Source organism: Colwellia sp. BRX8-7, assembly GCF_014077275.1.
Classification (GTDB): Bacteria; Pseudomonadota; Gammaproteobacteria; order Enterobacterales; family Alteromonadaceae; genus Colwellia_A.
This window is the reverse complement of record NZ_JACGVP010000009.1, coordinates 173,327-199,997: the sequence shown is the minus strand read 5'-3', so window position 1 is coordinate 199,997 and position 26,671 is coordinate 173,327. Positions and strand designations below refer to the sequence as shown.

The window sequence follows — 26,671 nt, the reverse complement described above, 5'->3', positions numbered from 1 at the left end:
CGCCTGTGCTCATAACTGACACCGGTTTCTTTATCAACACCACATAAAAAGGCTTTTCGAACGGTTTGACTGCAAATATGATAATACGGCGTATCAGATAAACTAATTTGTTGTGAACGAGGCTTAGGCATAACAATCACCACACTTATAAGAGGTAAATTAAGTGTAGTTTATTGTTGGAAAATTGAACGGTTTATTATGGGTGGCTTAATGGAGGATAATCGATGGATTGAATGAAAGGAAAAAGAACTACCTAGAAAGAATAGCAAAAGAAAATAGCAAATAGCCCAGACATTCACCGTCCGTTAATGGCACTTTAAAGTCATGTCAATACAACTACGTGAACGACCGCAATGGTGGCTCTGTTGTCTGTCAGGATAAATACAAGGCTATGCCTCTTGAAAGCTCAAGGCTGCCGTTAACTTAATTTGAGTTCGAAATGATTTGTGCGTATAGAAAAATTAAAATTTTAGCAGTTTAAATATTGCTTGAAGCTCAATATTTACCATTCACAACAGGGTTTCCTAGAAGGTGAACGTTTAGTGTTTATTTTCTACCTATTGCTTCGTAGTTTTACTGTGTTATAAATAACTAACTGATTTCATGATATTATAAGGATGAACTTTGAAATTTAATATATTTGTTTTTTGTATACTAGCTAGCTTTTTTCCATCTCACGTTCAAGCAAATGGATCTGATGAGGATATACAGCCTATAAGTGTAGGGCTTCAACCTACTGTCCGTATAAAGGGTAAACCTTCAAAGCTTAGTAGTTTAAAAGAACGAATGGCACATTATAAAGTACCTGCTGTTTCAATAGGATTTCTAAAAGATAACAAAATTAGCTGGACGCACACTGAAGGCGTTATTGACCTGAACAGTAATCGACCTATTGATGAGAATACTGTTTTTCAAGCGGCAAGCATTTCTAAACCCGTTTTTGCTAGTGCATTGATGAAATACCGTCAAGATAATGGATTAAATATAGATGTAGATGTAAATACATTACTTAAAAGCTGGAAACTACCTGCTCATGAATGGGCTAGTAAAAATAAAGTTACATTGCGCCAATTACTCAGCCATTCTGCGGGTACCACTGTTCATGGCTTCGCAGGCTATACAGATGGTTCTGATGTCCCTTCTATTACTTCATTACTCAATGGTGTCAAACCTGCAAATTCTGCCCCTGTTGTTGTAGATATTGAGCCAGGCACTCAATTCAGATATTCAGGGGGAGGAACAACTTTAGCCCAACTTGTTTTGCAAGATCAAACTAAAAGCTCATTAACCGAATTAGCTAAAAAAACTATTTTTGAGCCTTTAATGATGCAACATAGTAGCTTTAGTCAGCCTTTAATCGGTGATTTAAAAAGTAATGCGGCAGTTGCCCATAATGCGGACGGTAAACCTGTAGTTGGTGGTGCGCATACGTATGCAACTTTATCTGCTGCGGGGCTATGGACTACACCATCTGATTTATTACGCTTAGTTTCACAAATACAGCTTGCAGACTTAGGTAATAAAGACTCTTTTTTCTCTAAAAGTACCATTGATGAAATGCTAACCCCTCAAATACCCCCTATGGGGATTGGTTTTTTCTTAGAAGGCGATGGTGAAATTAGTTCTTTTAGTCACGGTGGCGCTAACGAAGGTTTTATGGCACATTTATTTGCTCACACAAAAACGGGCGATGGAATCGTGATTATGACTAATGGCGAAAATGGTACTTCATTGATTGATGAAATCATGATTAGAGCAAGTGAAATTTATCATTGGAATGAATTTAAACCTACAGAAAAAGTTGAATCCACATTAGCACCTAAGTTATTCAAGTCTATCCTAGGTGAGTATAAAATAACGGAACCATTTGAAACTACTTTAGTTATAACCGAAGAACGTGGTAAGTTTTTAGTTAATATTGGAAAGTTCGTTAAGAATGAAGTATTTTTTCCTGAAAGTGAACGACAGTTATTTTCCATGACTGGCATGAGTTTATTCTTACATCCTAATGATAAAGGAGAGGTAAACCATATTTCTTTTTGGGGTGGAATTAATGCAATTAGAGAGAAACAATAAAAAGAATTACCTGAGGACTTAATTACTAAAATGTTAAGCCCTAAAGTTTGTACGTAAAGCCTGATGGTTTTTTGTGATAATACTAGTAAGTAGTAATGCCTCAAAGTGATAAGTTCAGCATGCCAAATTAGGGCCGTTATATCTGCTATCTAGGCAGTTCAGTCGCTTTTATTGAAGTCTATGACCGCTTTGGTGGCGTAGATGCCAGTCACGGTGATGTTAAATGAGGTCTGGTATATGACTCTGGCAAGCTCCATATTTCTGTTTGACTAAATAATACCTTAATAAAGCTATGTAAATATTTTTCGCAGTTTAGCTTTAACTGAGCGCCAATGCGTTAAAGGTAAATCTGGAGCTTTGGATAATAGGTGTTGGTAGTCATCATCGCTAAGTTGAACCTCACCGCCATGCGCAAGCAAAATGGATTTAGGTTGAAGATTATGTAATTTAGTCAGTGAGCTTTTATAGCGATTGGGATAAAAAATGGGAAAAGGTGGAATAAATCGTCCTTTTACTTCCACCATTAGATCAGCCACATAAATAAGTTGACTTGGTTGGTGTAGCAAAGAGATATCTCTGTCGGTATGCCCTTGAGTATAAATGACTTGCCATTCAGCAAAGCCGGGTAAAACCTCACCATCATTTATTTTTATGTCGGGCTTTAATTTGGAGGAGTACCAAAGATTTTTTGCTGGTTTATTTTTACGTTTCGCAACCCAGCGAGTCAATGCCATATCGGTCAAGTGCATTAATAATCCGTCTACACCTGTGTACCAATGCCCAGAAACATTAGCAATGGCAATTTTACAACCAGTTTTTTTTCTCAATATATGAGCTGCTCCAGCATGATCTGGATGCATATGAGTGACTACTATGAGTTTAAGGTCCGAAAATGGACGTTGTAACTCTTCTGTTATGAAGGTCTTAATGGTTTCGACATCTGCACGGCAGCAACCATCGAGTAACAATAATTTTTCAGAATATTCTACTAAGTAAATAGATTGAATATAGCCTTCAATTTGGTGCAATTTCATTTTATAAAGATCATTAGTTTTTTGTTGTTTACTTATAACAAGCTTGATCCATAAATTCAAACGCTCGTTTTAATCTTTATTTAATGCCGCGGCACAAATACAGTCATCCCAATGCAACATAGTGACGCCGGTAATGGTGGCATTTTGGCAGTCAGGTTATTCGATTAATTGGTAATATTTATAGTCAAACAATGCGTCTTTTTATCTGTGGGGAATGTCCGCTGCCGTATCTTTGCCGTCGTTAGGTATTAATTGAGCCTTAGGGCAACTGCTAGCCAATTGCGGACATTAAGCCTTTGCAAATTCAGGATCATATTTAGGGAAATATTAGCCAAGATTTTCTGCTCACTTGTGGGGCTGGTTTAAGCTCATTATGCGACCGTTGGCCTTCCATCACTTGATGTTAACTGTAAGTCTATTTTCATTAACAGAATTTGTAATTAATGGTTATATAGATTTTCGTTAGCAACGGATTAATACTCCGTTAGTTAGAGTTTTCTATTTTTATTTACCACTTTACACCGATATCAAATGATTTTTTTATAAATAAATCAGTAGTTTGAAGGCTTAGTAATTACAACGAATAAAGTATCAAACCATATGATTACAAGTCAGTTGCTAGGTGGTGAGTGTGTTGATTCAAGTGGCTTGTGTTTAGGTGTTGGAATACAACAGTTAGTACCAGAACGTTTTTATCAATTACACTACTTAAATACTTATTTTAACTGGTTTGCATTGGTAATGTTGATGATTTACTCCTAGTTTTTGTATAAATTTAATAACCTAATACACGTTACAGAGTTAAACCGGCATAGATTTATACCTGTTTGAATAATGCCGTTAATTCAAAGGGTTGATGAGCTATATTGTGTCAGGTTATTTTACAGTGAAAATATGGGGGTGAGGTGGGATTCTGTTATTGTATTGAAATAGTTATATATTGTTAACCTGGCGTGTTTTGTGCTTAAAGTAAGGCAACATAAGTGATGATGTATCATTTTTAACACTTGCCTTCCAAAATTGTTGGAAGGGATCGAAAGGAATATCAAATGAGAACGAAATTTTTAAAATCAGCTTTTGCTGGATTGATTTTATCAGTGAGTGGCTTTGCTAACGCTGGATTAATATATAGCCATGAGGCAGAGTTAACATTTGATGGTACTTCATCGTACAACGCAGGGTATGATGCGGCTTATGAACTCCAGTCGCCATTCTCAGTTGCGGCTACATTCACCATAACCCAAAATCCTGGAGACTGGGTTCGAGTAGTAGGTCGCGGAAATAGCGGCCCTAGGAATTATGGTTTATGGTATCATCAAACATCGAATCACTTCTTGTTTCAAGGATATGGTACAGGGAATTTCAATTCAATCTTTACTGGCAGCGTAGATCTCAATACAGAGTATACCATGGCAGGTGTTCTCGAAAACAATATAGCTAAATTGTACGTAAACGGTGTTGAACTCGCGACAGCGGCCTCCATCGGGTCGTTAAATACTGACAACGAACCACTTACTATTGGTGGAGCAGGCTTTCACGCGAAACATCGAGGTGTTATTAGTGAGGTTGGGCTTTGGGACCATGCATTAAGCGCCTCAGAGATTGCTAATTACAATGATAATGGCGTAGCAGTACCCGAGCCATCAACCCTAGCTATTTTCGCAATAGGCTTAATGGGTTTAGCATCACGTCGATTTAAGAAACAATATTAATATAGTTTATTTGTAGCAAATTCTAGAAAACACCAATTGTATTGATTGGTGTTTTTTTGTTTCTTGTGCTTGGTAAATCACTTCAATAATATCTGTAAACCACCAATATATGATTAAGTATCCTTTGCTATACCATACGAGTATATGCTTCTGGCGATTAGCAATAAAAAATTAGCACTACTTGATGTTAATTTTTAGTTTTAACCAAAAGTTTTTCCTATCGAATGACTGCAATGTGTTGGCTTATTTCACACTCAAACTGAACGATTCATTGGCAAAAGTCATTACCAAAAAACTCATGTTCTTATCTATGGAAGAACGTCCTCTATCGTATCAGATAAGACAGTTTTGGTACTGATTTAGGGTGTTAGGAAAGCTCTCTTTTGTGGCAACTACTGCCCTTAGAGTTATATTTTAGAAGTTAGCTATTTCAGCGTTTGATTAAATTTTTTGAAAGGTATATTCGGTGCTTAAACGTAATAATTTCAGTTTCCAACGTTATTCAACTTCTACAATTAGTTAAGGAAAACGGTGATTGCTATCGTTAATGGTGTCAGTAATGCACAACTAACATTGTAAGTAAGGTATATAGGGTGTTGGCCAATATTTTCTTTAAATTTTATTGCTCCATATAAAGCGACAAAGGCCAATGCCTGTGGAATAAACGCCATTGCACTTAGTGTTGGTAATAGCTTTTGGCTAATAAAAAAGCCAAGTAATAACGTTGAGCACACCGAAAAGATGAAAAAAATGCTATTGCTTGCTTTTATGCCAAAGGCAATAGGAAAATGATTTCGACCAATACTTTTATCAGCATCAATATCAGGATATTGGTTTAAAAGTAATAAGTTGTTAATAAGAAAAAAAGGGATCAAACCTATTAGCCAAGGTGTTGTTGAAAAATGGCCAGATAAAATAACTTGGCTGCCTGCCACCATCAGTAAACCAAAACAAAGTCCAGGGGCAACTAAACAGATAATGGGCCATTTATTAATCCACTTTGTGTAACTAATAATAATGGCTAATCCAAGTAATCCCATCGGCACTAAGGCAATTACTGCTACGCCATAAAGGATGACGAAATAAACACCAATAAGAAAGGTTAAAAGGGTTGTGACAATCGCGGCTCTTTTTACCCCGGGAAGTAACTCTGGATGCTGAGATAATAAACCGCTACCACCGCTAAAGGGGGTTCTAATTGTTTTCAGATCTAATCCGCTGACGTAGTCTTGATATTCATTAATGGTATTAACCGCAATGTGCGCAGAGATAGCCCCTAAAAAGGCAATGGCTAATACGGCATAATCAACCGCACTTTGTTCCATATAACTAATACTAGCACCCAGAAAAACACAAATAGGGGCTAATATTAAGAAAGATAGGCGAAATGAAGGAATAATAGCGGTTAGTGTCATGTTTATTTATTATCCTTTATCTAGATAGTAAAATATTCGCGAAAAGTCTTTTATGTTTAAAGTTATTGGCGTCGAAGGCGTTATCACGCCTTCAACGTGTTACTAAACCAAATTAGCGTAACTAATAAGACTTAGTAACGACAGGCATTAATTTCTAGATGGTTTGTAATAAGCACTCTTCGTAGTCATCGTTTATCCGTTAGGTATAACAAGTGAGTCATCTTGCGAATACAAATGTAAATAACAGCCTTTGCCTGCTAAAGTTAACCGGTAGGTAATTTCAGCTCTTTCTAAAAATCCTTGTTCAACAAGCCCGTTATCAATTAAAAAATCGAACATTGTATTCGACAGTTCACCCATTTTTGCTTTTGCACTTATTTCCATTTTAGTCGCAACACCTTTAATAGAGTTAATGGCGTAAAGTGCACGAATAATTGCCGCTTCTTTATCACCTATGCTTGGCATGGGTCCTTGGTAAGGGGGAAATTGTTTGGTGGGATATTTTCCATAAACACTTTTATAAGAGGCTTGCATCGCTTGAATATCATCGTCTTTATTATTGGTCAGTTTAAAGATGTGAAAAACACCTGTTTCTTTACTGAGGTAATCGACTTTGGCTAAAAAAATAGGTAATCCACATCCTTGAGCAACATGGTAAAAGCCTGTTTTCCATTTTGCTACTCCACCTCTTGTACCTTCTGGAGTAAATAAGAAAAATACTCGTTTACCTTTTTGTGTTTCAATAAATTGCTTGATTTGTTCAACTTGTCCTAAGCCTGTAGATGAACGATCAATAGGCATAGCGCCAAGGTACATCAACCAACGACCTAAAAGAGGTATGCGGCACATACTGTCTTTAATAGAAAAATATATTTTCACATCTTGCAATATCGCAGCGCCAAGCGCATAAACAAAATCCCAATTCGATGTGTGCGGTGCTGCAATAGTAATACCAGCACCTTCGGGAGTGGCTGTGCATAATTTCCAGCCCGAAATTTTAAACCAAAAACTAAAAACGAATTTTAAAATGTATTTACTAAAAATACCGTCAAAGATTGTTTTTTCACGGATACGAAGATTTTTTCTGGCCATAGTCATATAGTATTTAATGAGTAGTTAATATTTAATAATATCATATTATACAGTTTATTTGACGCGATAGATCAATATATGAGACGGTAGTTTTATTCATCAAAATACCGCTAAAATACTGTTTTAGGTTACAGTAAAAAATATTATTTCCTTGTGTTCACCATCTGTTCAAAAGAAAAATTATCGTAAATTAATATCGTAAATAAATTGTCATTAAGTCGACGTGTTTTTTACGATGAGTATAACGAGCAGATAGTGCGACAAGTTATAAGAGCTAAACCGCACAAAAAATAAAATAGATAAACCGATAAACATCCAAGTTGATAATTTCAATTTTTACTTCTTCTAAAGTCATCTGATCGCGTTCATTGACTAATATTGGAGTAGCCACACTTGCTACAACATCAGCCACATTTATTGACCCTGTAACAAAATCTGTTACAGGGTCCACTTATTAGGTCATATTTAAATTTTGACTCAAGGCTCACTACATTTAAAGTTTATTGTTGATATACACTGAGAGGGTTGCTCTAGGCGGGACTTCTGTTTATGGGGAGAAGTAGGGCTAGCAAGACTTTACTTTATGATTAAGTAAATAAAATCATTACTAGCCACTAACGATAGCGCACTATTGCTCTTTGATAAAAACACTGGTGGTTAGTGCTGGAACAAAAAAGCTGTTTTCATTGCTGGTACTCTCTTTAACAACACTATCAACGCCCTGTTGTTGAATAGGATGCAATTGATATTGTGCTGCCTCTTTAAAAGGGATTGTTTTAGCGGTAGTGCTGGTATTAAAAATAACAACGAGCGCTGATATGTCAGCATCTACTTGCTGATATTTTTCGTCATCATCGATGCTCATCACAATTAAGCCAATTTGTTGTTCTTTACCGGTATTGTGAAATTTCACACGCTTTATTATTTGCTCACTGTTGGTAAGACGAAAAAGGGGGGTACTCATGCGCAGACTAATGAACTCTTTAAACACTTCTGCACTAAACTCGATGTCAGTTGGGCCAACAATATCTCGCCCTTCATTTTTTGCCAGTACTTTTTTAATCAGTGGCCAGTTTGCTTGGTCCTTATCTGCTGGTGGTAAACCGACATTATAATTATTGCTTTGCTTGGTAAAATCGACTTTATTAAACCAATCACCATAGTCGTAACTGTCGCGTAAAAATGACTTTGAACGTAAAAACTCTGATCCCATATGTAAGAATGGAATGCCCTGTGCGAAAATAGCAAAGGACAGTGATTGTAAGTGAATACGTACGCGATCTTTTGTTGAGGTATTAAAAGGTAAGCGGTATTGATTATTGTCCCATAATGTTTGGTTATCGTGCTTAGATACATAGTTAATGGTATCTGCAGGATCTAATGCATAACCGGTTGGTTGGTCACCATAAGGAATTTCTTTACCGGTAACGTGTTTATCTTGAGCATTTTTAAGAGGGAAGTTAGCTAAATTAGCGGCTAAACCAATACGTAATTGATCTGCGGCAAGTAGATAAGCTTTTCTTGATGCGACTCGATCCACTAATTCATTAGGCATAGTGCTTAAACCACTGCCGATACCTTGGCTTTTACGAATATCATCGCCACTGGCGCTAAAGGCTCCACCGCGAACTGCATCGCGTAAACGGTCGGTAAAGGTACCGATTTCTGTGCCAGCCAATGCTAATTGGCTAGCTTGCGTAAAACGCTGATTATTCGCCACCTCACCAAAATTCCAACCTTCGCCATAAAAGTAGGTATCTTTATCAACCGCTTGTACTGCTTTTTTGGCTTTAAGCATCGCCGATTTGGGTTGGTGTGCCATAAGGTCGAAGCGAAAGCCGTCAATTTTGTAGTCTCTTGCCCAAACAACTAATGAGTCTGTCATTAACTTTTCCATCATGACATTTTCTGTGGCAGTGTTATCACAACAGGTTGATTGTGCGATTTTTCCGCTGATAGGGTCAAGACGATGATAATAATTAGGGACAATTTTATCAAGCACAGCAGTTGGCGCTAGCCCTGCTTGATGAGTATGGTTATAAACGACATCCATGATGACGCGAAAGCCTAGATTATGAATACTTTGCACCATTTGACGAAATTCAATAATACGTGCTGAGCCTTCAGGGTTTTGTGCGTAACTGCCCTCTGGAACAGTATAATGGAAAGGATCGTAGCCCCAATTGTAATTATCAATTTCTCTAAGAGAACTGACTATCGCTTGGCGCTCCTGTGTTGCAGAGGGAAGTGTTTCTAAATATTCTTGTATCGTCATTGCTTGGTCTTCGAGCCCACAAAGCTTATGTTCGGGCACGAGTTGGCAAAGTTTGCTAATAGGATTATTTAGATCAATAACTTGTGTCTCATTTTCGTTAGCGGTACCAATATCAAAGGTGGGCAGTAGATGAATATTGTTAATACCTGCTTTTTGTAGATCCTTAAAGTGTTTAATGCCAGCGCTATTTTTTTCGCTGAAAGCGGCGTACTTCCCACGAACAGCAGGTGATGAAAGTTGCGGATCGTGGGCACTAAAATCACGAATGTGGGTTTCATAAAAAATATTATCTTCAGGGTTCTTAATTAAAACATCTTGCTGTAATTCCCAGCCATTAGGTTTGTTTTTTGAGTCAGCTAAGTTGATAACATGTGAATATTCACTGTTTGTTGAAAGGCTTAAGGAATAGGGATCTGTAGTGGTTAATGTTTCAATTTTATCGCTAGCCGGGTGATATATTGTCAGCTGGTACTGGTAGTAGACTTCTTGTTGAGTATTCATAACGGCACCAGACCAAATACCGGTATTGCTATCTTCTTTAAGTGGCACAACATGCGTCGCTTGCTTGTCTTTATTAAACGCTAATAAGGTTACCTGTTTTGCGGTCGGTGCCCACAGTGCAAACTCAATCGAATCTTTACTGAGAGTGGCCCCTAAATTCTTTAGCTCATTAGCGTCGTTATTTTGTGAGGTAAATAAAAAATCCAATAATTGAGCTGTTTGTACCTGTGCTGTGTGTTTTGAATTTGTGCCCTTGCTTGCAGAACTGACATATATTTTATTTTTCAGTGCTTTTTTAATCTTATTAGTAGCCAGCTTTACCTCAAATACATTAAATGAACGTAAATGTTTGGGGATAAGCAGACGATTTATTTCTCCTGTGAAGGGCGTAAGTGTGGCTTTTTCAATATGTTCGCCGTTATCAAAAGTTAACGTATGTTGTTGATGTAAATTATCTTCAGGTAATAAAAGCAGTTCTGGGGTTAGCCAATGTGCAGAAAAGTCTTGGCTTACTAAAGGGGAAACTGCTGCTGACTTTACGCTCGTTTCTGTAAGCTGGGTTCTTGTTGGTATACTTTGATCATGCTGACATGAGCTTAGACATGTCGTGGTGATAATGATTAGGCTTAATTGTCGAAAACGAGCTAAAGAAATACGCATAAGGATAAATAACAAAGTAAATTAATGATGTTAATAAGTTACGCATTTATCAGCAATATAAACAGTTTATTCTAATTTTTACATACGTATTCAGCCAATCTGCTGACAAGTTATTTTACCCATAAAAAAGCGCCAAGAATATTCATCCTCAGCGCTTTCTATAGTGTTAGTCCAGCTTAAGTACTTAAGCTGTTCGATTAACTTACCTGATGACTATGGCTGACATTCTTGTATCGCTAAACGGCCAACATTATAGCCTTTACTTGGGTTTGCGCTGTCGAGTGTTAGTAAAAAGCTGTATGAGCCTGCCGCCAGTGTCGTATTGTTATTGGCGTCGCCAGCGTTATTATAAGCAACAGGGTAATTGATACCTAAGGCTAAATTCTCCCCTTCAATATCGTTACTATCGTTTTCTTGTACCCACAATTGTGTGGTCCAACTACCGTCATCTGAAGCCAGTTTAAATTGCATTGCCCCGTCAAATTCAGCTACGGCTTGATACTGGTTATTACCTTTGTAATGTAATCGAAACTCTTCAGTGGCATTCCACGCTGAATGATCGCCACGAACAAAGAGTTGGCCACTACCATTAATATCAAAAGGAATGTCGTCGCTTGAATCAACTAAAGCAGCACAATCTACTGTGGTGTTTTTGGTCACAATCGTTAAGCTTGGCGTCGATGTGCTGGCATTTAAGCTAAAGTTATAATTACCAGCAGTCGTGGTGGTTATTTCTATATTACCACTGTTATCGGCCGATGCTGTTATTGAGTTATCAGTGAAGGTGACATCACTAAAGGCGAGGTCTACAGCCGCCCAATCATCAGAACCCACTTTAAAAATATGCGTGCCAACCGCCAAAGTGAAATCAATCACATAGTCGCCGTTCCCTTGATAAGTAAACATATCGATTGCTGTTAAACCGTCGTCACCCCAATTATTCATTGACCCACGTAGGTAAATACTTGTCTCGCCATAAGGGGCGGGGTCAGGCGCATTTAAGGTCGCATCTGCTGCTAAACCAACGCCTTGTGCCATTGCTTGTGGTTTTATAAAGACTGCAGTAGTTAACGCAGGTACGCTAAAGGTGCCTTTTCCTGAGGCCTCAACAAATGATGCTGTTTGTACATTAGTATCGGCAGAACTTTGTTGGACACTGTGCAACTCAAAGCCGGTCGCAGTTAAAATATCGTGAGATTGCGCGGATGCAGTGCCGTTTATCACCACAACAAGTGCATCAATATTCTCATCAAGGTCAGTTAGACCGTTACCATCATCAATACTCATCACAATTAAGCCCTGAGTCTGTTCGCTACCGGTATTATGAAAACCTAAACGTGCAATAATATCAGCTTGCGTGGTTAACCTAAACAAAGGGCTTGAGGCCCGAATACTCAAAAACTCTTTAAATATATTTGATGAAAATTGAATATCACTGGCTTGTGGCGCTGTTTCGCTATTATTGATCAGTGCTGTCATCAACGACCATTTACTTTCATTGTCTTGCGCAAGTGGCAAGCCAACATTCCAGTTATTGGTACTCATAGTGAAATCAACTTTATTGAACCAGTCACCGGCATCATAAGTGTTTCGGTCCATTGATTTTGAGCGCAGTAAATCACCACCCAGTTGGAAAAACGGAATACCTTGACTGATTAACGGCAAAGTCCCGGCAATATTTTGTATGCGCACGCGATCATTAAGACTAACTTCGGTTTCAATGCCATATTGCAGTTGATCCCATAAGGTTTCATTATCATGTTTTGAGACATAGTTAATGATGTCGGCAGGGTCTTTTCCGTAAGAAGGCTTACTAAAGGTACTACCCGCTTTGATGTTGTCATTCTTATCTTGTAGTTGATAATCTTTTTGGGTACCAGCAAGTCCTAAGCGAATAATGTCTTGGTCATTTAAACTACCAGCACTTTTAAATAAAGAGGCACTGCGAATAATGTCGCGAGGTCGATCGTTAAACGTACCGATTTGCGAACCCGTCATATTATTTTGATCCGCTTGTTGATAGCCTTTATCATCACGCGTCCAACCTTCACCGTAGAAATAGTTGTCGGTGTCTATTGCTTGTACAGCGGTGCGAGCACTTAAAATCGATGCTTTTGAATTATTACTCATAATGTCAAAACGAAAGCCATCAAACTTATAGGCTTGTGACCAAGTAAGTAATGAGTCTTGCATGAGTTTATGCATCATTTCATGTTCAGGCGCTGTATCTTGGCAACAAGTTGCTGTTTCAACATTACCTGAGGTTAAATCACGGCGGTGATAGTAACCGGGTACTACTTTATCAAGCACTGAGTTTTCCCATAAACCCGAAGAGTTAGTGTGGTTGTAAACAACATCTAAAACAACACGTAAGCCCATTTCGTGCAAAGCTTGGTTCATCGCACGCATTTCAGTTATGCGAGCGACACCATCAGGATTTGATGAATAACTACCATCGGGCGTTGTGAAGTGTTCAGGATCATAACCCCAATTAAAGCTGTCTAAGCCTCGCAATGATTCGGCAAGCGCTTGTGCAGCTGTGCTGGTCGGGTCGTAACTGGCGAATACCTCGGCTAATGTATCACTAGCATTTTCAACACCACAAACAGGCGCGTCACTTTTCTTAGCACATAATTCGCTAACGGTATTATCAAGATTAATACGGTTAACGGCATCTTCATTTATGCTGGCAATATCGTTGGCGGGTAATAGTTGAAAGTGTGTTAAGCCTGCGTCAGCAAGAGATTTTAAATGAGTTACGGGTACAGAGGTTTCTTCGGTAAAGGCAAGGTAGTTACCTCGGTTTTCTACACGGGTGCTGGCGTCTAAAATACTAAAGTCACGTATGTGGCCTTCATATATAACACTGTCTTCAGGGTTAACAACTTCAGGAACGGTGTGACTGTCCCATCCGATGGGTTTTAAATCACTATCAGCTAAATTAACAAACTGAGAAAAATCGCCATTGGTTGATAAAGAAACCGAGTAAGGGTCTGTGGCTTCAATTGTTTCAATACGCTGATTTTGTTGATGATAAACAGTTAACTCATAGCGATAAAATAAGCGGTCTACTGTGTTTGGCGCGGTAAATGACCAAATACCTGTTGCTGCGTCAAGGGACATCGCATGGCTTGACTGTAAAGCTTTACTTGCGTTGTACACCTTAAGGGTAACTTGCTGTGCTGTCGGTGCCCAAAGTTTAGCGCTTATCTCGCTAGCACTGTAAATAATACCTAAATCTGCTTCGTTAGCATCGTTATTTGCTGAGGTATATAAAGCGTCTAAGATACGGGGTGTTTGTAGGTAAGTTGCGGCGATAAGTGAATCGTCACTCGCATATGAAATTGCCAATAATTTACCGCTAAGCATTGATTTGGCTTTACTTACCGATGCTGATGTTGCGGTAAATGCCGCTAAACCTTTATAGCGAGGCATATTAAGTGAAATCGCAGGGTGTTCGCCACCAGCTGCAGGGAGGTACTCAAGGTAGTTATCTCCAGAAATACCGTTTTCACCATCAAAAGCTAAGTCGTCAGTGGTTGAACTATAAATGCGTACTTTAGCTACGTTGGTACCGGCGTTCCAAAAAACGGTATTTTCATTGGCCCAGTGCGCAGCAACATCGTTAATTAATATGCCTGTTGGAAGTAAGGTCGCCTGGGCATATACATCACTGATACCTGATAGTGTCCAAGTCATGCGATCGCCGCTTAAATCAGCTTGATGGTCGATGCCACCTAAGTCTTTATCATCACCTTTATGAACAATAAAGTTAGCACAATCGCCATAACCTGCTTTTAAATCGATAAGCCAGTAAGCACCGTAATTTGGATCTAGCCCTGTTTGTGCTTGCCCCGTTGCCCATTCAGTATCGGCGTTGGCATAAGCGTCACAAGTCTCGTTGTTCCATAAATGTATGATCCAATCGCTGTAAGTTGCGTCCGCGCGGTTATAGAAAATGACTAATTCGTTATCACCTGCAGTAACCATTGGCGCTGGTAATCCCGCTGTAGCAATATCAAAGGTCAGGCTAGCAGTAGCACTAGCATTACTCGGGTCGGTAACAGTCAAGCTTGCCTGATAGTTTCCTGCGCCTGATGAGGTCACGGTTGTTGAAGTATTGTTTGCACAATCAGCGATGGTCACTGTTGTTAAGCCATTGCCTGGAGATAATTGACAAGATAATGCATCGCCGTCACTATCGGTAACAGACCATGAATAAACGATTTCCTTGGGTGATGATTCAATAATTTCATGGTTGAAATTCGTCATAGTTGGCGCATTGTTCAGCTTGTCAGGTATATTAACTTTATCACCACCATCACTGCCACCACCGCCACAAGCACTTAATGCGGTGGTAACCGTTGCTATAAGGGCAACCTTTTTAAATTGAATTATTGTCATCTTATCACTCTTAGGTTTATGCAATATTTATCTGTTGCGCATTTGAGCTACGCTAGGTAAATATTATTTTTAATTATTCCTTCATACTAAAGAGTAGACTGGTTAATGAATAGCCATTACATACGTATTCAAGACAGATTAATGACCTTTTATTTACTGTTTAGCCACGTTTTGTTGACGATTGATAAGGGAATTATAGGCATAAAAAAACCGTGATAAATCACGGTTTTTACAATGAGATGCATTTACTACATCAATAGTAAATTTATTTGATTAGTTGGTTTTCTCAGTAATCGTTAACATAGGTCTTGATGGGTTAATTGCGTTCAATGTAAAGACATAAGTCGCTTCTTTAGTTACATCAAAAGTAATATCAGCACCGGGTAATGTTAAGGTTTTTGCTTCACCTGCGGTTAAGATATTATCATCAACAACACCGCCAACCGTAGAGTCTTCTTCCCAATCAGCAGAGGCAATTTTAAAATTATAGCTACGAACGGGTAATAACGTTTCTATTGTATAAATACCTGCAGCATAAGTTAATATATAAGCCTCTTCGGTAGCCCATCCATTCATGTCGCCTTTAAGGTACATAGTACGATCTTGGTAAGGTGCAGGCGCTTCGGTTACTGTTAATTTAGGCGCAGTGAAATCAGTCGCATCTAAAGTGAAGGTTAATATTTTATTTTCAGTCACTTCAATGGCAATATTATCTTCACCCGGTAAGGTTAATAATTTTTCTTCACCGATAACAACATCACCTTCGCCAGCAAAAGCACCCATAGTAGAATCGTTTTCCCAGCCATCTGACGCTATTTTAAAGCCATACTTTTTAGTGTTATCAATCAATGCATTTACCACGTAAGTGGTGTCGGTAAGTGCAAAGTCAAAGTTAGGTGTTGTTGACCAATCGTTCATGTCACCTTTTAAATACAAAGTACGACCTGAATAAGGTACTGCATTCTCAATCGTTAATATTGGGGCACCTTTATTGGTGGCATCAAGTATAAATCGATAAGTACCCGCTGCAGCGGCAGTGAAATTAATATTTTGAGCAACATCTTCACCAAAAACTAATGTGGTGGCGGTATCAAGTGGCACAACGGCACCTTCGGTGGCAATACCGAAATTAGTCGCATCAGTCCAATTAGCATCAGCCACTTTAAAGGCATAGTCTTGCATTTCTAATGGATGTAAAGAGGTGTAGATATTTTCACCCTTATATACCATAGGAAGGGCATTAGCCCATTCGTTCATGTCGCCTTTAACATAAAGTACTTTGTCATAAGCAACTTCAATAACGGTTAACGTTGGTGCTTCAGTATCTGAAATATCTAAAATGAACTGGTAGTTACCGTTGTTAGGAATGGTAAGGCTAATGTTTTTACCTAGCTCTTCACTGGCAATCAATGTTTTACTTTCGCCAAGAACGACTGTTTCATCACCTTCACTTGCGCCAAAGGCATTGATAACATTCCAATCTCCATCAGCAACTTTGAAATTATAAGCTGTCGCTGAGCCTGTAACGGCTAGTGCCATCGTGTAGACACCTTCAGAGTAAACAAATTTATTGCTGTCGTCTGTGGTTTCCCAGTCAATGAGACCACGTAAATAAAGTTCAGCTGCGCCATCAACAATAGTAGGCACTGCATTTGGGTCGGTTACACACTCGTCACCCGCTTCATTAGCTATAAGTGGCGCTTCACACTCTAAAGGTGCTGGTGTTGAGCCACCAGGAACAACTAAAGAGGCAAACGTTCTTGGGAATGGAAAGATAGTGGTTTCTTTTTCTAGTAAGAATAATTCACCGGTATTAACTGTGCTTATATCAACAAGAATATCATCTTCACCTGAAAATTTAACTGAACCAATAGCATCGTAAACAATAAAGTTAATACAATTAGGTGGATCGATAGTATTCATTACCCAATAGGCGCCAAAATTATCATCAATACCTGTCCATGCTAATGAAGAGCCCCAAGGTGTGGTCCCTTCAGGACGATCAAAATCTGCATAGGAGTTACAGTCAGCGTTATTCCAAGCGTGCAAACCGGCAAGGTTATAATCTATCGCGCTGCCATCAGTTGGTGTTTCAAATTGAAAGTAAATAACTAATTCGTTTGCCGCTGGTGTGTAAGCTGGTACGGGCATCGTGATACCGTTAGAGCCATCAATCCATGCTTCTTTGCTCATTTCACAAAGTTGAGTGTCAGGGTTGGCAACTTCAGGGTAATTACAGGGGGTAATTACTAATTCACATGCATTACCTGTTTCGTTAATTGTTTCTGGTGACTTACACCAAAGAGGGGATTCAGTAACAGCATTACTTTCATCACTTCCTCCACAGCCTGCTAATACACTAACCAATACGGCTAACGTAGCAAACGATAATTGTTTCATATAACCAGTCATAAATGACATCTCCACTTAAATGTTGATAAGGTGCTAAGCCGTTATTTATATAGCAAACTTAGTACGTTGTTTTTATTTTAATAATTGTTATTGCTTTATATTGTTACTGTCACGTAATCAAAAAACGGTCTTAATCATCCATTAAAAAGTAGCTTCAGGTTATGTTGAATCTAATTTCATCATCCTTTCACTGGGGAACGATGTTATGCCGCGTTGACTATAAAACCTAATGCTGATGTTATGAATACGTATTCAAAGACCTACAGTAATCTGCTTTTATTCTTACTTTAATTTTTTAAGGTTATGTAATAAAAGGAAATAACGAGTTTATTTGCTTTCTAGAACCATCTTATTACTAAAGTTCACTGATGGGTAATCGGTTGTAACTGTGCAAAAAATGATTACTATGAAGTTGTCACCGTAAATCTTGAAACATAAATAGATAGGGAATATCTCATAAAAATAATTGACTCCAACTCGCTGTGCGTTATCAACCATAGTGCAAGTGTAAGTAGGGGCTTCTCGATAATACATATTATTAGGAATATGAAACAATGAACAAATTCAAGCCAAATATATTAACACTCAGCTTAATAGCTGCGGGTTTATCATTTGCTAGTGTTCCCAGTTTTGCTCAAGATGCTCAAGAAGAAGTAAAAGCGCAAACTGTTAACGTTAACAAACCAAAAACATTAGAAGAAAAAGAAAATGCAGTAGAAGTTATTGAAGTCAGAGGCTTTAGAGGCAGTATTATTAAGTCTTTAAACACTAAACGTTTTTCAGACACTGTCGTTGATGCAATATCAGCTGACGACATTGGTGGTTTACCCGATGTATCTATAGCCGATTCTTTAACACGCTTGCCAGGTGTTACCTCAGTACGAATCGATGGCCAATCAAGCGAGCTGAATATCCGTGGTTTATCAGGTGGCTTTGTATTTTCAACATTAAATGGTCGTGAACAAGTTTCAACAGCAGGTGGACGCTCAGTTCAGTTTGATCAATTTCCTTCAGAATTAATTAAGCAAGCGCAAGTGTATAAATCACAAAAAGCGTCGCTTATAGAAGGCGGTATTGCGGGTACGATTGAACTAGAAACCGCTAATGCGCTAGATAATGAAAAAGAAACTAGCTTTCGTTTTTCAGCTCACGGAAATTGGAATGATGCCGCTGCTGGCAATGAAGATTCTGCTGACTTTGGTCGCCGCTTAACCGCTTCTTATCAAGCCAAATTCTTAGATGACACGCTTGGTCTTTCATTGGGTTACGCCGGTATGTTTCAGCCTACTGTGTCGAGCCGTTTCGTAAACTATCAATTTGACGACCGAGATTTATCAGAAACATATGATGGCGGTCCAGAAAGTCTATTAGTTTCATCTGGCTTTGAAGTTAATGAACGTGGTGGTGAAGATAGTCGTGATGCTTTTGTTTTGGCGTTAAATTGGGAACCTCGTGATGATTTACGTTTCCAATTTGATGGTTTTCATTCAAAGTTTGACTCAGAAAAATGGGATCGTGGTTTACGTATATCAGGCATAAATAACATTGCCAGCCCAGGACAGTCTTTACTCTTAACCGACCCGCTTATTGCTAACGGCGCACTTATCGGTGGTACCATCTCTCGTAATCCTAATGGTGATGCCATTGCGCCACCTTATAAAGGGTCTGATCGTAGCTTAAATATTCAAACACAAGCCGATGATAATACGACGAACAGTGAATTAAGCTCATTTGGTTTAAAGGGTGAATGGGAAATTAATGATGATTTATTAATGACCGTTGATTTTGCCCATTCTCAAGGTAAAGAGACCAGCAAAGATCAAGTTATGCGTATGGCTTATTTTAAAGACTCTAGCGCAGCAACTCCTATTATTGATAACGACATCATCTTTAGCTATAAACTTAATGGCTTAGAAAACCCTGATTTAGCCTTTAACCAAGACTTTACCGATACCGACCACATGATGGTTACCAGTGCAGAGTCGTATCCAAGTATAGAGTCAAATGAATCAAATGCTGTGCGTGTTGATTTCGCTTACCAACTTGAAAGTGACATCTTTAGTTCAGTTGAATTTGGTGCCCGTTTATCGGAACGTGAATACGAACTCGGCCGTGGTCGTTTCTTATATGGTACTACCGACGCAAATATGCGTAATGGTCAATACATCACTTATGCAGGTACCGATGAAGAAGGTAACCCGATAGAAACAGAACGTTTTGCTCCATTTCCATTATCCAATGAAAACTCCACAGTAACGAGTATTAACGGTGACTTACCGGGTATGCCGAGTTTCTTAGCGGTTAACAACAACGATATTTTAAATGCTTGGATCCCAAATGTTGACCGTACGCCAGTACGTGACTGGAATCATAGCTGGACAATGACTCAAAATAATATTGTTGAAGAAGAAGTTACCGCAGCTTACGTGCAATTAAACCTAAACGCTGAACTGTTTGGTTTACCGTTAAGCGGCAATGTAGGTCTTCGCTATGTTGGCTCTAAACAAAGCAGTACAGGTTTAGTCAATGTGGGAGCGGGTAATGGTGATGTAATTTATGATGATGTTGGCGGTACAAGCGACGAGTTCCGCCGTGAAACAGTCAGCGAAAGTTATAATGATTTATTACCATCTTTAAATTTGAATATTCAATTATCTGAAGACGACCAATTACGTTTTGCTTACTCAAAAGTTATGTCACGTCCAGATATGCCATCAATGGCTAACAGCGGTAACTTTAGGTTTAATTCAGCGGATGACGGTCGAAACTATATTGATTTAGACAGTTCAACTAGCCCGTCAATACGTCCATTTTATGCAGATCAAATCGATATTTCTTATGAGCATTATTTCTCTGAAACCGATGGCGCGTTTGTTTTTGCTATTTGGAACAAAGACATTGAAAACATGCCAGGTACAACCACAGATAAGAATTTTGATTATCAGGCTAATGGTATTGCTGTACCAGCAATCCCTGATGACAAGACGCATGCTGAGTACGATAGCGAAACAGGGGAGCCCATTGGCGAACCACTCGTTTGGGAAAATGGCACTTATTCACACGCCGCTAATAACGCAGAGGCAGGTTATATTCGTGGTATTGAAATTGGATATACGCAAACTTTTACCTTTTTACCTGATATGTGGAAAGGCTTAGGCGCTAACATCAATTTTTCTTACACAGAAAGTGAAATCGAACGTCCGTCAAATGTACCGGGTGAAGATGGTCAGCCAGGTCCAATCGAAGGTTTATCACCACGCGTATTTAGTGCAACACTTTTTTATGATTACGAAGATTTGTTCACCGCGCGTGTTAGTGCTCGTCATCGCGCAGAATACTTGAGTCGTCAAATTGCGATTGGTGATTCACAATCAGCGTACTTCCAAGAAGAAACGATTATTTCTGCACAAATGTCGTATAACTTTACTGAGAATCTACAAGGAGTCGTTTCTGTTGATAACTTAACAGACGAACCGAATATTTCTTACTTTGGTGATACTTCACGTACCGGAACAATTCAGTACTTTGGTCGCACAGTTTACTTTGGTATTAATTATTCAATGTAAATGAAAACTTAAAAAGGTGTGGATGAAACCACACCTTTTTTATTTGTCGATAGTCATGGTAATTTTTTAAGCAGTAAAAATTAATGATAAATTCAGCCCACCCAGATAAAACAGCACAAAGCACTTCCCCAAAAAAACTTAATATGGTGATTTTAGGTGGTGGTACTGCAGGTTGGATGACCGCTAATTTAATGGCTGAAAAGTGGCAAAACCACCCCGTTTCAATAACGTTAATTGAATCTCCTTCGCTCGGTGTTATTGGTGTTGGTGAAGGCTCTACACCACAATTAAAAAGCTTCTTTGACAAAATAGGTGTCACCGAACAAGAATGGATGCCGCAATGCAATGCGACCTATAAAAATGGCATATTATTCAATGGCTGGTCAACACGAGTAGGTTTTGAAAGTTATTTTCATCCTTTTACTTCGCTTATCGATGCCCATACGGCTCCTGCCTTTGTCTATAACACTCAGTATCGTCGTAAAGGCTTTAACGTCGATTGTCATCCTGATCGTTTCTTTTTGTCTGCACAATTAGCTAAACAAAAAAAATCTGCGGTTGGCGAATATAATTTTCCTTTCGATATTGGCTATGGCTATCACTTTGATGCCATTTTATTGGGGAAGTTTTTAGGAAAAGTTGCGCAGAAAAAAGGTGTTAAGCATATTTTGGCGCAAGTTGATGAGGTAAACGTAAATGATGCTGGCGACATTCAATCGTTAACACTCGATAACGGCGAGGTCATTGCCGGTGATTTTTTTGTTGATTGCTCAGGCTTTAACAGCCTACTTTTACAAAAAACATTAAAAGTACCTTTTATCAGTTTTAAAGATAACTTATTTAATGACAGTGCTGTGACCATCTCTGTAGCAAGAGATAAAAACGCTCAGCAAGGTCTTAACTCACAAACTATTGCTACTGCGATGAAATGTGGTTGGGCGTGGGATATTCCGCTAACTAACCGCACTGGAAACGGCTATGTTTATAGTTCAGAGCACTGTACTGGCGAACAAGCAGAGCTTGAGTTACGAGAAAAACTTTCATTGGTCGATGAAGCCGTTGACGTTCGTCACTTAAAAATGAAAGTAGGGCGAGTCAAACAACATTGGCACAAAAACTGTGTCGCTATTGGCTTGTCGCAAGGCTTTATTGAGCCCCTTGAAGCGACCGCTTTACATTTTGTCCAAGAGAGTATTGAAGGTTTTATTGATGATTTCTCTCTCGGTCAGTACAGCAATATTTATCAAGATAGATTTAATGAAAAAATGAATCATCGTTTTGATGGCATTCGTGATTATATTGTCGCTCATTATCGCTTGAGTTCGCGTGACGACACCGAGTACTGGCGAAAAAATAGCATAAATCCCAATATATCTAACAATTTAAAGAAAATAGTACAGTGCTGGGTCGCGGGTGATGATTTAAACAAAGCCCTAATTCAACCAGGTATGGTGAGTTTTTACCCACCAGTTTCTTGGCATGCTATGCTTGCCGGTTACGGTATTTTTCCTGAGTTATCACAAGACAAACGACTTGCCGAAAAATTTGGCGAGCAGGCTCTTGATGCAGCACATAAATATGACTTAGCGCATATAGACCAGTTTATTCAACGCTGTTCAGTAAATTTTGCTGATCATCAACAGTTTATTAATGACAAGCTCATTAATAAATAAAGTTATTGATAGGTATTCACATGAAAAACACGCGATCATCACTTTACGTTTACCCCTTTCTTTTTTTATTAAGCTTCGCACTTACTGCGCTATCAGGTTGTGGCGGCGGAAGCGCCAGTAACGATAAGCCTGTCGAGAAAACAGGTGTTGAAACACCTGTTTTAATTGGGCCACAAGTTGTTGGTATTGCTGCAAAGGTTACTGAGCGGGCTGCCATTGGCAGCGCTAGTCATCAGTGCCATGCCGTTGAGAATAGTGCGCAATCATTACAGTTTTCGGAAATTTCTCAGCAAGCGGGTATTACCTTTAGCCATTCAATGCCCGATGGTGATGGCGTATTAGGTATGTCTGGTGGTGTGGCGGCAGGTGATTTTGACAATGATGGTTGGGTAGATTTATACGCGATAGGTGGTGAAGGGCAAGCCAATGTTTTATTAAAAAATCAAGGTGATGGTACCTTTACCGACCGAGCTAGCTTTTCAGGTGTTGCTCAAAAAAATAAAGGCAGTGGTCCTGCTTTTGGTGATTTTAATGGTGACGGCTTATTAGATTTATTTGTTGGTGGTGTCGGTGGCGATGCGGCAAAGCTTTATGTTAATCAAGGAAATGAACAATACCTAGACATTACTGCGAGTTCAGGTCTGGTACTGCCGGGTAATAATTTTTCAGGCACTTGGGCTGACTACGATAAAGATGGTGACCTTGATTTGTTTGTTACTCATTGGACCGAAGAGCGTAGCGGTTACTTTGCCTATTTTTGGCAGAATAATGGCGATTCAACCTTTTCAGATGTCACCTTTGAAGCCGGTATAAAAAATACCAGTAATGCCGATAAAACCTTAACCGCAACATTCTCTGATATTAATAACGATGGTTGGGTCGACCTACTCTTAGTAACAGATTATGCGCAAACCCGTCTTTACAAAAACAATAAAGATGGCACGTTTACCGATATCACTGACCATGAAGTGATAACAGATAATACTGGCATGGGCTCAGCAGTGGCTGACTACGACAATGATGGCGACTTAGACTGGTTTGTTAGCGCAATATCTTATCGAGACGAACCGGCAAAGTTAGGTTGGCTGTCTCCAGGCAATCGCTTTTATCAGAATCAGGGCGATGGCACTTTTCTTGATAAAACAGACGAGCTTGGTGTTCGTCATAGCTCTTGGGCATGGGCGACTTGTTTTAGTGATTTCAATAACGACGGCTTACAAGATTTATTTGTTGTTAATGGTATGTATGGCGAAAATATTGAAAAAATGTTTTTAGACGATCCTTCTCGACTCTTTCTTGCTAATGGCGATGGTACTTTTAAAGAGTCATCCATCGATGTCGGTATTGATGACAAGTCGATGGGGCGAGGCTTAGTATGTTTTGATTATGACAAAGACGGTGATCAAGATATTTATATTGCTAACCATGATGAGCCACCTAAGTTGTTTTGTAATAATGGAGGCAGTAAGACGGGTCAGAATAACTTTATCAATATCAAATTGGTTGATGCAACCAGTAATTCTCAGGCCCTAGGGGCAAGGATATATGTCAGTAGTGGTGATATTCGTCAAATGCGGGAATTAAAATCAGGGACAAATTATGTCTCACAAAACCCGGTTGAAGCACACTTTGGTTTAGGTAAGTCGTCAATAATAACCCGTATACGTGTGGTGTGGCCTGATGGAGAAGAGTCAGTGATCACTCAAGTAGCGGTCAATAAATTTGTGACTATCGAGCGTATTTAGCCGCAATTGACTAATTATTTAGTTGCTAGCCAAGAATTGTTAGAATCAAAATAAATATAAAAATAATAAGTAGACCTTATGATTAAGCCGAGCAAAATGAAAATAGTAAAAAATATTATCCTGTCACTCATGTTAAGCCCATTATTATTAACGGCTTGCGGTGGTTCAAGTTCAAGCAGTAAAAATGAAGTGATTGTTGCCGCGCCAATAACAATAACACCCGAGCGAAGTGGACAGTCAGTTGCAAGACAGTGGAATGAAGTTTTACTGCATGCGATACGAAATGACTATGCGCGCCCTACGGTACATGCTCGAAATTTATTCCATATTTCATCAGCAATGTTTGACGCTTGGTCTGTTTATCGCCCGCAAGTGAAAGCTTTTTTATGGGGTAATAATGTTGCTGGGTTTAATTGTCTTGCACAAGCCGTTGATTTGCCAATCGACATTATTCCTTTTCAAGAGCAAGCGATAAGTTTCGCCAGTTATAAAATGATCAAACATCGTTTTCGCTTATCACCTGGAGCCAATAATATTATTGCCACAGCCGATGCTTTAATGACGCGCTTAGGCTTTGATGTTGATGATACTTCTATCGACTATGCTAATGGTTCAGCTGCAGCACTTGGTAATGCTATCGCCCAATGCTATATCAATTTTGGCTTACAAGATGGCGCTAACGAACAACAGTTTTACAGTAATCGCCATTACCAATCGGTTAACCCTGCGTTAGCTTTGGGAACTGGGCAGTCGGGTAACCCGACTATTGTTGACTTAAATCGCTGGCAACCCCTTTCTATTCAGGGATATATTGATCAAGCAGGAAACCCTGTTGACGATATGCCTGAATTTTTAAGCCCAGAATGGGGACAAGTTGTTCCATTTTCCTTATCTGCAAATGACAAAACTGTTTTTACCCGTGATGGATTTGACTATCAGGTTTACCATGATCCAGGGATGCCGCCGTTGATAGGTTCAGATACAGCGGATTTATATAAGTGGGGCTTTTCGTTAGTCGCGATATGGTCAGCTCATTTAGATGAGAATGACGGTGTCGAATGGGATATATCGCCAAAAAGTATCGGTAACATTAATAGCTTTCCAACAACCTTTTCTCAATATAATGAGTTTTACAATCAACTTGACGGCGGAGATACCAGTGCCGGTTATATCCTTAACCCAGTAACAAACCAACCTTACCAAGAGCAGATTGTGCCTCGTGGTGACTATGGCCGAGTACTCGCCGAGTTCTGGGCAGACGGTCCTGAGTCTGAAACACCGCCGGGTCACTGGTTTGTCATCCTAAATACCGTTAGTGACCATAATTTACTTGAAAAACGTTGGGCGGGTACTGGCGAAATATTAGGTAATTTAGAATGGGATATAAAAAGCTATTTTGCCATGGGGGGCACTATGCATGACGCGGCAATCGCAGCTTGGGGGATCAAGGGGCGCTACGATTATATTCGACCTGTTTCAGCCATTCGTGCAATGGCCGACCTAGGACAAAGTAGCGATGAGCAGTTACCTTCTTATCACCTTAACGGAATTCTTCTTGTTGATGGTTACATCGAACTTGTTGGAGCGAACGATGCATTAGCAGGGGACAATAAACAAAATGTTGGAAAAGTTAAAATTTATGGCTGGAAAGGCCCTGATTACATTAACAACCCCGCTACTGATAAAGCCGGTGTTGATTGGATTTTAGCTGAGAATTGGTGGCCTTATCAGCGTCCTTCTTTTGTGACCCCACCTTTTGCCGGCTATGTATCTGGGCATTCGACTTATTCTAGAGCTGCTGCCGAATTAATGACCGCAATGACAGGTTCGCGATACTTCCCTGGTGGAATGAGCCAGTTTGACGTGGTTGCCAATGAATTTTTAGTTTTTGAACAAGGGCCAAGTGTCAATATGACCCTGCAATGGGCGACTTATCAAGATGCTTCTGATCAATGTAGTCTGTCACGTATTTGGGGAGGTATTCATCCACCTGCCGATGATATTACCGGTCGCTTAATTGGTGAGAAAATAGGTAAAAATAGTTTTGAGTTTGTACAAGACTATTTTAGTCAATAACCTTTAATGCGACTGTAAATAATAAAAAGA

Annotated in this window: 14 protein-coding genes and 1 pseudogene; 7 read left to right on the top strand and 8 right to left on the bottom strand. The window is 39.3% G+C overall.

The features are described from left to right. Positions 1–131 (bottom strand): annotated as a pseudogene (locus tag H4J57_RS20075) (transposase); the annotation flags it as partial. A 655-nt stretch (positions 132–786) separates the two neighbouring features. On the opposite strand from H4J57_RS20075, the gene H4J57_RS10955 reads away from it, so the two are divergent. Beyond that, on the top strand, positions 787–2,076 hold the full coding sequence (locus H4J57_RS10955; RefSeq protein ID WP_182242885.1) for a serine hydrolase: 1,290 nt from the start codon (positions 787–789) through the stop codon (positions 2,074–2,076). A 290-nt stretch (positions 2,077–2,366) separates the two neighbouring features. Here H4J57_RS10955 and H4J57_RS10950 read toward each other — a convergent pair whose 3' ends face one another. Continuing rightward, entirely contained in the window at positions 2,367–3,110 is a 744-nt protein-coding gene (locus H4J57_RS10950) for an MBL fold metallo-hydrolase (RefSeq protein WP_182242883.1), read from the bottom strand. Between the two features lie 600 nt (positions 3,111–3,710). Here H4J57_RS10950 and H4J57_RS10945 point away from each other — a divergent pair. Then, positions 3,711–3,872 (top strand): hypothetical protein, encoded by a 162-nt coding sequence (locus H4J57_RS10945; RefSeq protein ID WP_182242881.1) that lies wholly within the window; start codon positions 3,711–3,713, stop codon positions 3,870–3,872. Positions 3,873–4,159: 287 nt separating this feature from the next. After that, positions 4,160–4,822 (top strand): LamG-like jellyroll fold domain-containing protein, encoded by a 663-nt coding sequence (locus tag H4J57_RS10940; protein ID WP_182242879.1) that lies wholly within the window; start codon positions 4,160–4,162, stop codon positions 4,820–4,822. 515 nt (positions 4,823–5,337) lie between these two features. On the opposite strand, the gene H4J57_RS10935 is transcribed toward H4J57_RS10940, so the two are convergent. From H4J57_RS10935 to H4J57_RS10910, 6 genes are all read right to left on the bottom strand, one after another. Beyond that, the gene (locus H4J57_RS10935; protein ID WP_182242877.1) at positions 5,338–6,237 is read right to left on the bottom strand and encodes a prenyltransferase; all 900 of its coding nucleotides are present in this window, start codon (positions 6,235–6,237) and stop codon (positions 5,338–5,340) included. A 192-nt stretch (positions 6,238–6,429) separates the two neighbouring features. Further along, positions 6,430–7,329, bottom strand: a complete 900-nt coding sequence (locus H4J57_RS10930; RefSeq protein WP_182242875.1) for a 1-acyl-sn-glycerol-3-phosphate acyltransferase — start codon at positions 7,327–7,329, stop codon at positions 6,430–6,432. Positions 7,330–7,603: 274 nt separating this feature from the next. Then, on the bottom strand, positions 7,604–7,741 hold the full coding sequence (locus H4J57_RS10925) for a hypothetical protein (RefSeq protein ID WP_182242873.1): 138 nt from the start codon (positions 7,739–7,741) through the stop codon (positions 7,604–7,606). Positions 7,742–7,957: 216 nt separating this feature from the next. Further along, positions 7,958–10,765, bottom strand: a complete 2,808-nt coding sequence (pulA, locus tag H4J57_RS10920) for a pullulanase-type alpha-1,6-glucosidase (RefSeq protein ID WP_182242871.1) — start codon at positions 10,763–10,765, stop codon at positions 7,958–7,960. Between the two features lie 213 nt (positions 10,766–10,978). Then, positions 10,979–15,169: an alpha-1,6-glucosidase domain-containing protein gene (locus H4J57_RS10915; protein ID WP_182242869.1), complete on the bottom strand. Its 4,191-nt coding sequence runs from the start codon at positions 15,167–15,169 to the stop codon at positions 10,979–10,981. 273 nt (positions 15,170–15,442) lie between these two features. After that, positions 15,443–17,581 carry a pullulanase-associated domain-containing protein gene (locus tag H4J57_RS10910; protein WP_182242867.1) on the bottom strand — a complete coding sequence of 713 codons (2,139 nt, stop codon included), beginning with the start codon at positions 17,579–17,581 and terminating at the stop codon, positions 15,443–15,445. A 554-nt stretch (positions 17,582–18,135) separates the two neighbouring features. Here H4J57_RS10910 and H4J57_RS10905 point away from each other — a divergent pair. From H4J57_RS10905 to H4J57_RS10890, 4 genes are all read left to right on the top strand, one after another. Further along, positions 18,136–21,147, top strand: a complete 3,012-nt coding sequence (locus H4J57_RS10905; protein ID WP_182214111.1) for a TonB-dependent receptor — start codon at positions 18,136–18,138, stop codon at positions 21,145–21,147. 83 nt (positions 21,148–21,230) lie between these two features. Continuing rightward, the gene (locus tag H4J57_RS10900) at positions 21,231–22,820 is read left to right on the top strand and encodes a tryptophan halogenase family protein (RefSeq protein ID WP_259366847.1); all 1,590 of its coding nucleotides are present in this window, start codon (positions 21,231–21,233) and stop codon (positions 22,818–22,820) included. Positions 22,821–22,840: 20 nt separating this feature from the next. Continuing rightward, positions 22,841–24,565 (top strand): CRTAC1 family protein, encoded by a 1,725-nt coding sequence (locus H4J57_RS10895; protein ID WP_182242865.1) that lies wholly within the window; start codon positions 22,841–22,843, stop codon positions 24,563–24,565. Positions 24,566–24,661: 96 nt separating this feature from the next. After that, positions 24,662–26,641, top strand: a complete 1,980-nt coding sequence (locus tag H4J57_RS10890) for a vanadium-dependent haloperoxidase (protein ID WP_259366846.1) — start codon at positions 24,662–24,664, stop codon at positions 26,639–26,641. The last annotated feature ends 30 nt before the right edge of the window (positions 26,642–26,671 follow it).